This is a genomic window from Microtetraspora sp. NBRC 16547 (assembly GCF_030268965.1).
Classification (GTDB): Bacteria; Actinomycetota; Actinomycetes; order Streptosporangiales; family Streptosporangiaceae; genus Microtetraspora.
The window spans coordinates 78,146-87,342 of record NZ_BSSE01000030.1; the positions used below are offsets into that span (position 1 = coordinate 78,146).

At 70.7% G+C, this 9,197-nt stretch carries 8 protein-coding genes and 1 rRNA gene; 8 read left to right on the forward strand and 1 reads right to left on the reverse strand.

The annotated features are described in order from the left end of the window. Positions 1-2 precede the first annotated feature (2 nt). The 6 genes from QSK17_RS30130 (at position 3) to QSK17_RS30155 (ending at position 6,377) form a co-directional block, all read left to right on the forward strand. On the forward strand, positions 3-1,148 hold the full coding sequence (locus tag QSK17_RS30130) for an acetylornithine transaminase (protein ID WP_285708901.1): 1,146 nt from the start codon (positions 3-5) through the stop codon (positions 1,146-1,148). After that, on the forward strand, positions 1,141-2,157 hold the full coding sequence (gene argF / locus QSK17_RS30135; protein ID WP_285708887.1) for an ornithine carbamoyltransferase: 1,017 nt from the start codon (positions 1,141-1,143) through the stop codon (positions 2,155-2,157). Before QSK17_RS30130 ends, argF begins: the two co-directional genes overlap by 8 nt. After that, entirely contained in the window at positions 2,154-2,660 is a 507-nt protein-coding gene (locus QSK17_RS30140) for an arginine repressor (protein WP_285708889.1), read from the forward strand. Before argF ends, QSK17_RS30140 begins: the two co-directional genes overlap by 4 nt. 143 nt (positions 2,661-2,803) lie before the next feature. Continuing rightward, positions 2,804-4,003, forward strand: coding sequence for an argininosuccinate synthase (locus tag QSK17_RS30145; protein WP_285708890.1), 1,200 nt, complete (start codon positions 2,804-2,806; stop codon positions 4,001-4,003). Positions 4,004-4,065: 62 nt separating this feature from the next. Next, positions 4,066-5,505: an argininosuccinate lyase gene (gene argH, locus QSK17_RS30150; protein WP_285708891.1), complete on the forward strand. Its 1,440-nt coding sequence runs from the start codon at positions 4,066-4,068 to the stop codon at positions 5,503-5,505. Next, a complete protein-coding gene (locus tag QSK17_RS30155) occupies positions 5,487-6,377 on the forward strand; it encodes a DNA-3-methyladenine glycosylase (protein ID WP_502889324.1) in 891 nt (296 codons plus the stop codon). The genes argH and QSK17_RS30155 overlap by 19 nt, the downstream gene beginning before the upstream one ends. Before the next feature lie 103 nt (positions 6,378-6,480). Here the strand turns inward: QSK17_RS30155 and QSK17_RS30160 are convergent, their stop codons facing one another. Continuing rightward, the gene (locus tag QSK17_RS30160; protein ID WP_285708893.1) at positions 6,481-6,855 is read right to left on the reverse strand and encodes an arsenate reductase family protein; all 375 of its coding nucleotides are present in this window, start codon (positions 6,853-6,855) and stop codon (positions 6,481-6,483) included. 258 nt (positions 6,856-7,113) lie between these two features. Here QSK17_RS30160 and tyrS point away from each other — a divergent pair, with 258 nt between their 5' ends. Both tyrS and QSK17_RS30170 read left to right on the forward strand, forming a co-directional pair. Then, positions 7,114-8,379 (forward strand): tyrosine--tRNA ligase, encoded by a 1,266-nt coding sequence (tyrS, locus tag QSK17_RS30165; RefSeq protein ID WP_285708894.1) that lies wholly within the window; start codon positions 7,114-7,116, stop codon positions 8,377-8,379. Between the two features lie 721 nt (positions 8,380-9,100). After that, positions 9,101-9,197, forward strand: a 16S ribosomal RNA gene (locus QSK17_RS30170); the annotation flags it as partial.

Consider the following 9,197-nt stretch of genomic DNA (forward strand, 5'->3'; position numbering starts at 1 on the left):
TCATGCCGAACTACGGCGTGCCTCCGGTCGCGCTCGCGCGCGGCGAGGGCAGCGCCGTGTGGGACGTCGACGGCAAGCGCTATCTCGACTTCATCGGGGGCATCGCGGTCAGCTCCCTCGGGCACGCCCACCCGGCGCTGGTCGAGGCGGTGTCCCGGCAGGTGGCGACGCTGGCGCACACCTCGAACCTGTACCTGCACGAGCCCGAGGTGCTGCTCGCCGAGCGGCTGGGCGGTCTGTTGGGGGCGCCCGCCCGGGTCTTCCTGGCCAACTCGGGCACCGAGGCCAACGAGGCGGCGCTCAAGCTGGCCATCAAGTACGGCAAGGCGAACGGCAGGAGCTACTTCGTCGCGGCCGAGATGGGCTTCCACGGCCGGACGCTCGGAGCCCTGTCGCTGACCGGCAAGCCGGCGATCCGCGACGCCTTCGGCCCGTTCCCGATCGATGTCCGGTTCGTCCCGTACGGCGACGCCGACGCGCTGAAGAACGCGGTGACCGATGAGTGCGCGGCGGTCTTCCTGGAGCCCATGCAGGGCGAGGCCGGCGTCGTGCCGCCGCCCGACGGATACTTCAAGGCGGTCAGGGAGATCTGCTCCGCGACCGGCGCGCTCCTGGTGGCCGACGAGATCCAGTCGGCGATCGGCCGCACCGGTCACTGGTTCGCGCACCAGGCGGACGGCGTGCTCCCCGACCTGCTGACCCTGGCCAAGGGGCTCGGCGGCGGCATGCCGATCGGCGCGTGCGTGGGGCTCGGCGCGGCCGGCACGATCTTCGACAAGGGCGACCACGGCTCCACGTTCGGCGGCAACCCGGTCTCCTGCGCGGCCGCCCTCGCCGTGCTCGACACGATCGAGCGCGAGGACCTGCTGACGCACGTCAGGGCCGTCGGGCAGGAGCTCAGGGACGGCATCGCCGCGATCAGGCATCCGCTGCTCAAGGGGGTGCGCGGACGCGGCCTGTGGCTCGCCGCCGTGCTCACCGCGGACCGGTCGGCGCAGGTCCAGGAGGCCGCGCAGGAGGCCGGGTTCCTCGTCAACGCGGTGCGGCCCGACGCCGTACGGCTCGCGCCCCCGCTCGTCGTCACATCGGCCGAGGTGCGGTCCTTCGTGGACGCGCTTCCCGGAATCCTGGAGGCCGCCAATGCCTAGTCACGGACCGATTTCGGAGCAGATCGGGCAGGGCGCGGACCCGGCGCGGGTGAGGCACTTCCTGCGGGACGACGACCTGACGCCCGAGGAGCAGGGGCAGGTGCTCGACCTGGCCGACGCGATGAAGAAGGACCGCTACGGCTACCGGCCCTTCGCGGGGCCGCGCACGGTGGCGGTGCTGTTCGACAAGCCGTCCACGCGTACCCGGGTCTCGTTCGCGGTCGGTGTGGGCGAGCTCGGCGGCCTGCCGCTGGTGGTCGACGGCGGCTCGTCCCAGATGGGGCGGGGCGAGCCGATCGAGGACACCGCCCGCGTCCTGGAACGGCAGGTGGCGGCCATCGTGTGGCGGACGTCCGGGCAGGAGCGCGTCGAGGCGATGGCGTCGGTGTCGTCCGTGCCGGTCGTGAACGCGCTGACGGACGCGTTCCACCCGTGCCAGATCCTGGCGGACCTGCAGACGATCCGCGAGCACAAGGGCATGCTCAAGGGCGTCACCCTGGCGTACCTGGGCGACGGTGCGAACAACATGGCCCACTCGTACCTCCTGGGCGGCGCGACCGCCGGGATGCACGTGCGGAGCGGGTCGCCGGCCGGATACATGCCGGACGGGGTGATCCTCGACCGGGCGGCCGAGATCGCCGCCGCCACGGGCGGATCCGTCGCGGCGGTCAGCGACCCCGTGGCGGCGGTCGCGGGGGCGCACGTCCTCGCCACGGACACCTGGGTGTCGATGGGGCAGGACGGCAAGGACGAGCGCGTGGCGGCGTTCACTCCTTACCAGCTCGGGGCCGACCTGCTCGCGCGGGCGGCGCCGGACGCGATCGTGCTGCACTGCCTGCCCGCGTACCGGGGGCTGGAGATCACCGCCGAGGTGCTCGACGGCCCGCAGAGTGTCGTCTGGGACCAGGCCGAGAACCGGCTGCACGCCCAGAAGGCGCTCCTGCACTGGCTGGTGACGCGCAGCGGGCAGGCCGCCGGAGCGGACTCGCCGGAACTGGGGGCGTCGTGACCATCCCTCTCACCAAGGCGGCGCGGCACCGCAGGATCGTCGACCTGCTCACCCGCAACAAGATCCGTTCCCAGCCCGAGCTGGCCCGGCTGCTGGCCGAGAGCGGCGTCGAGGTGACCCAGGGCACGCTCTCGCGCGACCTGGACGAGCTGGGCGCGCTGAAGCTGCGGGCCGATGACGGGACACTGGTATACGCGGTGCCCGGCGAGGGAGGCGGCCGGATCCCGCTCTACCGGACGGGCGCGGGGGAGAACCCCTACGCCAGGCTCCGCGGGATCGCCGAGGAGCTGCTGGTGTCGGCGGAGGCGTCGGCCAACCTGGTCATCCTGCGCACTCCGCCGGGGGCGGCGCAGTTCTTAGCCTCGGCCATCGACCACGCCGACTGGGAGTCGATCCTCGGCACGGTCGCCGGCGACGACACGATCCTGGTGATCAGCCGCGACCCTCTGGGCGGAGAGGCCCTGGCGGAGGCCCTGCTGAAACTGGCGGACCGCCGAAGCTGACGTCGTCGCGGCGGCGATCACACGGGCGGCTCGCACCGCGCCGCGGGCCCGGCGACTCTCCGCCCGTGATCATGCAGACCAGCGCCGGCAGGCGCTGTGACCTGTGAAAACATGAAACGTGACCACGCAATTGGAGAAAGATCATGAGTGACAGGGTCGTACTCGCCTACTCGGGCGGCCTCGACACCTCGGTGGCCATCCCGTTCCTCGCCGACAAGACCGGCGCCGAGGTCATCGCCGTCGCGGTGGACGTCGGCCAGGGCGGCGAGGACATGGAGGTCATCCGGAAGCGCGCCCTCGACTGCGGCGCGGTCGAGGCCGTCGTCGTCGACGCCCGCGAGGAGTTCGCCCGGGACTTCTGCGTCCCCGCGCTCCAGGCGAACGCGCTCTACATGGACCGCTACCCGCTGGTGAGCGCCCTCTCCCGGCCGCTGATCGTCAAGCACCTCGCCGCGGCGGCCGAGGAGTTCGGCGGCACCCACGTCTCGCACGGCTGCACCGGCAAGGGCAACGACCAGGTGCGTTTCGAGGCCGGCCTGGCCGCGCTGAACCCCGACCTGAAGGTCATCGCCCCCGCGCGTGACTACGCCTGGACCCGGGACAAGGCCATCGCCTTCGCCGAGGAGAAGGGCCTGCCGATCGACGTCAACAAGAAGTCGCCGTACTCCATCGACCAGAACCTGTGGGGTCGCGCCGTCGAGACCGGCTTCCTGGAGGACATCTGGAACGCGCCCATCGAGGACGTGTACGACTACACCGCCGACCCGACCGTGCCGCGCGAGGCCGACGAGGTCGTCATCACCTTCGCCAAGGGCGTCCCCGTGGCCATCGACGGCCGGGCGCTGTCGCCGTTCGAGATCGTCGCCGAGCTCAACCGGCGTGCGGGCGCGCAGGGCGTCGGCCGGCTCGACATGGTGGAGGACCGGCTCGTCGGCATCAAGTCCCGCGAGGTCTACGAGGCGCCCGGCGCGGTCGCGCTGATCACGGCCCACATGGAGCTGGAGAACGTCACCGTCGAGCGCGACCTCGCCCGGTTCAAGCGCTCGGTCGACCAGCGGTGGGGCGAGCTCGTCTACGACGGCCTGTGGTTCTCGCCGCTCAAGAAGTCCCTCGACGCGTTCATCGCCGACGCCCAGCAGCACGTGTCCGGTGACATCCGGCTCGTTCTGCACGGCGGCCGCGCGGTCGTGACCGGCCGGCGCTCCGACGCCTCGCTGTACGACTTCTCGCTGGCCACCTACGACACCGGCGACGCCTTCGACCAGTCGCTGGCCAAGGGCTTCGTCCAGCTCTGGTCGCTGCCCAGCAAGATCGCGGCCGCCCGGGACGCCCGCCAGGGCTGAGGTGTTCACCGTGCGCCCCGGCTCTGGTGCGGAGCCGGGGCGCACGTCGGTTAAGGTCGCGGATGGAACTCGGAGGGAGAACGACGGTGGCGGACAACAAGCCGATGCGGCTGTGGGGCGGCAGGTTCGAGGGAGGGCCGGCGGACGCGCTCACCCGCCTGTCGGTGAGCGTGCAGTTCGACTGGCGGCTCGCGCCGTACGACCTGCTGGCCTCGCGCGCGCACGCCCGGGTGCTGCACCGTGCCGGCTTGCTGACGGAGGACGAGCTCGGGCGCATGATCGGAGCGCTGGACGACCTGGAGCGGGCCTGCAAATCCGGCGAGTTCCGGCCGACGGTCGCCGACGAGGACGTGCACACCGCCCTTGAGCGCGGGCTGCTCGAGCGGCTCGGCACGCTCGGCGGGAAGCTGCGGGCCGGCCGCAGCCGCAACGACCAGGTGGCCACCGACCTGCGGCTCTATCTACGCGACCACGTCCGCACGATCGTGTCGCGCCTGGTCGAGCTGGAGACGGCGCTGATGAGCCAGGCCGAGGAGCACGCCTCGACCGCCGCTCCCGGCATGACCCACCTGCAGCACGCCCAGCCGGTGTCGTTCGGCCACCAGCTGCTCGCCCATGTCCACCCGCTGACGCGGGACATCGACCGGCTGCGGGACTGGGACCGGCGCGCCGCGATCTCCCCGCTCGGGTCCGGTGCCCTCGCCGGCTCCTCCCTGCCGCTCGACCCGGCCGCGGTCGCGGCGGAGCTGGGCTTCGACGCCGCCGCGCCCAACTCGATGGACGCGGTCGCCGACCGCGACTTCGCCGCCGAGTTCCTGTTCTGCGCCGCGATGATCGGCGTGCACCTGTCCCGCCTGGGCGAGGAGATCGTCCTGTGGGCCTCGCAGGAGTTCCGCTGGATCGAGATGGACGACGCCTACTCGACCGGCTCGTCGATCATGCCGCAGAAGAAGAACCCCGACGTCGCCGAGCTGGCCAGGGGCAAGAGCGGCCGGCTGATCGGCGCACTGATGACCATGTTGACGACGCTCAAGGGCCTGCCGCTCACCTACAACCGCGACCTGCAGGAGGACAAGGAGCCGGTGTTCGACGCGGTCGACACGCTGCTGCTGGTCCTGCCCGCCGTGTCCGGCCTGGTGTCCACCATGCGGGTCAACACGGCCAAGCTCGAATCGAGCGCCCCCGACGGGTTCGCCCTGGCGACGGACCTGGCGGAGCTGCTCGTCCGCAAGGGCGTGCCCTTCCGTGACGCGCACGAGGCCGTCGGCCACCTGGTCGTCTGGTGCCAGGTCAACGACAAGGACCTCGGCGACCTCACCGACGAGGAGCTGGCCAAGGTCTCGCCGCACTTCACCCCGGACGTCAGGGACGTGCTGAACGTGGCCGGCGCCCTCGCGGCCCGCAAGGCTCACGGCGGCACCGCCCCCGACCGCGTCCTGGACCAGCTCGCCGCCCTGCGCGAGACCGTCGACGTCCAGGCGGCGTGGGCGAGCGGAAACTGACCATGGCCTCCGGCCCGGCGCCGCGCAAGTGCGACCCCGTCACATCGGCTCCCGGGCTCGACGCGCCCGGGAGCGGCGGGTCCGGTGGCGCGGCGCCCGGAGGTGTCACGCCCGCGGGGACGGCCCTGGACAGGGGGTTCTTCGACCGCCCGTCCGATGAGGTCGCGCCCGACCTTCTGGGGCGGGTGATCACGCACGGTGCCGTGGCCGTGCGGCTCACCGAGGTGGAGGCGTACGGCGGGCCTGGCCAGGACCCGGCCTCGCACACCTACCGCGGCCGGACCCTCCGCAACGCCGTGATGTTCGGAGATCCCGGCCACCTGTACGTCTACTTCACGTACGGCATGCACTTCTGCGCCAACCTCGTCTGCCTGCCGGAGGGCCACGCCTCCGCCGTCCTCCTGCGGGCCGGCGAGGTGATAGCGGGAGCCGACCTCGTCCGTCGCCGCCGCTTCCCGTCCGGCGCGGGCGGCTCCGTTCCGGCCGGCTCCGGAACGCCTGGCCGTCCCGATGCCTCGGATGCTGTGAGCCCCGGTGGTGCCGGGACGGGCGGGAGCCGTACCCCTTCCGGCGGACGCCGGAACGTCCCCGACCGGGACCTGGCCAGGGGACCGGCGCGGCTGGCCGTCGCCCTCGGCTTCGAGCGGCGGCACAACGGCCTCGACTGCTGCGGCACGGGACCGGTCCGGGTGTTCTCCGGCGTGCCGGCCGATCCGGCGCGCATCCACACGGGGCCCCGTACGGGGGTCTCCACCGGGGCAGAGACCCCCTGGCGCTTCTGGATCGACGGCGATCCGACGGTCTCGCCCTACCGCCCCCACGTACCGCGTCGGCGCGGCCGGACCGAGGGACCTCAGCCCGACGTGCGCTGACCGTCTCGCGTCGGCCGCGTCGGCCGCCTCGCGCTGCCGGGTTCCGCGCTGCCGGGTTCCGCGCTGCCGGGTTCCGCGCTGTCCGGCGCGCGGCGAGGGAGTCTCAGGCCGGATCTTCCGCTGTGGGCAGGACCGAGCGGACCGCTTCCGGAGACCGGCCGACGACCGCCGTGCCGTCGTCCGCGGTGATGATCGGCCGCTGGATGAGAACCGGATGGGCCGCCATGGCCTCGATCCACCGGCCGCGGTTCCCCTCGTCGCACGGCCACGACGCCATGCCGAGCTCCGCCGCCACGGGTTCTCCGACACGGGCGATGTCCCAGGGCTCCAGGTTGAGACGCCGGAGCACGTCTTCGAGTTCGGGTACGGTCGGCGGTTCGTCCAGATAGTGGCGGATCGTGTACTGGGCGCCCTCCGCGTCCAGCAGGGACAGCGCGGAGCGGCACTTGGAGCAGGCCGGGTTGATCCAGATTTCCATGCCGCCATTCTTTCGCCGGCGCCCCGGCGAGGTCGCGGAACCGCGGCGGTGGTCGTCGCCCCCGAGGTGTCCGGAATCACACGGCGAGGGAGAGCGGACGGCGACCCGCTTGTTCCGGCAGGCCCAAGCGGTACGTCGGGTCGCTCGCGTCACGACCGCCCGGACCGGTCAGCTATTGAGTGGCGATAGGGTTTTGTGATCAGGCAGGCTTGTACGGGGGCGAAAGCCGTACATCCATCGACACCGAAAGCCAGGATCGTGACCGACATCCTCGATGAGCTCGAATGGCGCGATGTCATCGCGCAGACCACCGATGCCGACGCGCTGCGTAAGGCACTGGCCGAGGGTCCGATCACGGTCTATGAGGGCTTCGACCCGACCGCGCCGTCCATCCACGTCGGAAACCTCGCCAGCCTTCTGCTCCTCACCCGGTTCCAGCGGGCGGGGCACCGGCCGATCGCGCTGGTCGGCGGGGCCACCGGCCTCATCGGCGACCCCAGCGGCCGCAGCACCGAGCGCTCGCTGAACTCCTCGGAGGTCGTCGCCGACTGGGTGAGCCGGATCCGTGGCCAGGTGGAGAAGTTCCTCTCGTTCGACAGCGGGCCGACGTCCGCGACGATGGTCAGCAACCTCGACTGGACGTCGAAGCTGTCCGCGATCGACTTCCTGCGCGACGTCGGAAAGCACTTCCCGGTGAACCGCATGCTGGCCCGTGAGTCCGTGTCCGCGCGGCTCGGCGGTGAGGGGCTGAGCTACACCGAGTTCAGCTACCAGATCCTCCAGGCCAACGACTACCTGGAGCTGTACCGCCGGCACGGATGCACACTGCAGCTCGGCGGCAGCGACCAGTGGGGCAACATCACGGCGGGCGTGGATCTGATCCGCCGCGTCGAGAGCGCCCACGTCCACGGGCTCACCGGCAAGCTGATCACCAAGGCCGACGGCACGAAGTTCGGCAAGACCGCCGGAGGCGCCATCTGGCTCGATCCGGCGCTCACCTCGCCGTACGCGTTCTACCAGTACTGGCTGAACGCCGACGACCGGGACGTGGTGCGTTTCCTGAAGGTCTTCACGTTCCGGACCCAGGAGGAGATCGCCGAACTGGAGAAGGACGTCGCGGAGCGTCCGGCCGCGCGTGCCGCGCAACGGACGCTCGCCGAGGACCTGACGACCATGGTCCACGGAGCGGACGAGCTCGCCAAGGTGATCGCCGCGTCGCGCGCCCTGTTCGGGCAGGGATCCCTGGAGGAGCTCGACGCCCGGACACTCGAGTCGGCGTTGTCCGAGGTGCCCAAGGCGACCGTTCCCGCGCTCGGGATGCCGTATGTCGACCTGCTGGCCGAGAGCGGCCTCGTCGACTCCAAGTCGGCCGCCCGCCGCGCGGTCAAGGAGGGCGGGGCCTACCTCAACAACGTGAAGATCACCGATGAGGAGTACGTGCCGGCTCAGGACGACCTGCTGCACGGCCGCTTCCTCGTGCTCCGTCGCGGCAAGCGCACCGTCGGCGGTATCGAGGTCGGCTGACCTCATCTCGGTTCCGTCTCACTTCGTACGGCACGGCCTCGTGGTTCCCGACCCGAGGCCGTGCCGTACGGCGTTGCGGGGCCGGTCCGACCACGGGGAAGAGAGTGTCCGGGCGTCGCCGCGAAGGTCGGATGACGGTCAAAATTGCCTGTGACGGGGGTAACAGTCTTGCGGCGAAGCGGCCGAAAATTTCCTGATCAGTGCTGTGACCTGCGGTTTTGTAGGTATGGCGCCGATTTGACGATGGGCCGGGTGTTGCCTAATGTTCTCTTCGCCCCGAGAGACCGGGACGCCGCGAGGCGGACGGGTCCCCTGGGGGCCAGTCACTTCTGACAAGCCTCATGGATCCGGCCCTGGTGTCGTGTCCGGCCGGTCCGCAAGGTGTCCAGATCCCAGCCCACCAGGCTGACTGGACAGGGAGCGGGGGGTGAGGTAGTCTGGAATGGTTGCCCTGGAGACAGGGATTGAGTCCCACGGTGGGTCTCAGCCGGCGATCGGCAGAGACTCTCGGGATGAGAACAAAACGAGATCAACGTCCCTGAGGGGTCGGCCGTCATGGCTGGTCACGATGGTGGTTGCGTCCGTTTCTTGAGAACTCAACAGTGTGCTAAAAGCCAGTGCATGATGCACAACCCCGTCTTACCGTGTCTTCGGATGCGGGGGATGGATTCCTTTGGTTGACATTCATGTCGAATGTTGGCCAGGAAAAACTCGAAGACATTGTTTGGAGAGTTTGATCCTGGCTCAGGACGAACGCTGGCGGCGTGCTTAACACATGCAAGTCGAGCGGAAAGGCCCTTCGGGGTACTCGAGCGGCG